This is a genomic window from Pseudomonas sp. UBA3153, assembly GCF_002364635.1.
Classification (GTDB): domain Bacteria; phylum Pseudomonadota; class Gammaproteobacteria; order Pseudomonadales; family Pseudomonadaceae; genus Pseudomonas_O; species Pseudomonas_O kuykendallii.
Map to the genome: position 1 here is coordinate 5,452 of NZ_DEYR01000058.1, position 1,129 is coordinate 6,580.

At 65.1% G+C, this 1,129-nt stretch carries 2 pseudogenes; one reads left to right on the top strand and one right to left on the bottom strand.

Annotated features, from left to right (window positions below):
* Nucleotides 1-454 (bottom strand): annotated as a pseudogene (locus B2X67_RS13815) (hypothetical protein); the annotation flags it as partial.
* Between the two features lie 116 nt (nucleotides 455-570).
* Between B2X67_RS13815 and B2X67_RS13820 the strand changes: the two are divergent.
* Nucleotides 571-1,129 (top strand): annotated as a pseudogene (locus B2X67_RS13820) (penicillin-binding protein 1B); the annotation flags it as partial.

Sequence of the window (1,129 nt, forward strand, 5' to 3'; positions counted from 1 at the left end):
GCGGGTTGTCCGCCGGCACCTTGGGGGCGGCCAGGTGGAAGTGCGCGATCGATCCGGCCAACTGGTCGATCTGCGCGTTGCCCAGCTCGCCCCTCGCCTGCACCGCGCTGAGCAGGTCGCTTTGCGGGAACTGCTTCATGCGGATGGCGTACTCGATGGGCGCGACGTCGGCGTTCAGCATCGGGGCCTCGGGGCGGCCGCCGATGGCGATCACATCGAGGTAGAGGTTCTTGGTCAGGCGCTGGTTGAGGCGCACTTCCTCTTCGCAGAAATGCTTGCGGGCCTCGAGCGTGGTGAAGTCTAGGAAGCCGAAATTCACCGGCTTCTTGATCTTGTAGGCAAAAGGGCCGGTGAGCAGGACCCAGGAGATATGCGTCTCGATGACCTGGAATCCCTCGACAGGGTGGGCATACAGGGCCGGGTTCTGCAGCGCGGCTATCAGTGCTTGGCTCACGGTCTTTCCTTGCCTTCGGGTTCGTTCGGAGCCGGCATTATGGCGACTGCGGGCGGTGATGCAAACCGCCGGGAGGCGCCTGCCCGGCCCTGGCAAAGTGCGTATAATCCGCCGCCATGACTCGTTCCCGCTCCTCTCGCTCCCGTGCCAAACGCCCCTCTGGCGGCTGGCGAACTCTATTCGGCTGGGTATTGAAGCTGGGCCTCGTCGGCCTGGTCGCACTGGCCGGTTTCGCGGTTTATCTCGATGCCGTGGTCCAGGAAAAATTCTCCGGCAAGCGCTGGACGGTTCCGGCCAAGGTCTATGCGCGGCCGCTGGAGCTGTTCACCGGGCTGAAGCTGGGCAAGGACGACTTCCTCAAGGAACTCGATGCCCTCGGCTACCGGCGCGAGCCCTCCGTGGAGGGGCCTGGCTCCGCCTCGGTGGCAGGCAATACCGTCGACCTCTTTACCCGTGGCTTTCAGTTCTACGAGGGCGCCGAGCCCTCCAAGTCGATCCGCGTGCGCTTCTCCGGCAGCTACGTCGCCGGCCTCAGCCAGGCCGACGGCAAGGACCTCGCCGTGGCGCGTCTGGAGCCGCTGATGATCGGCGGCATCTACCCGGCGCATAACGAGGACCGCATCCTGATCAAGCTGGATCAGGTGCCCGCCTACCTGGTGGAAACCCTGGTGGCGG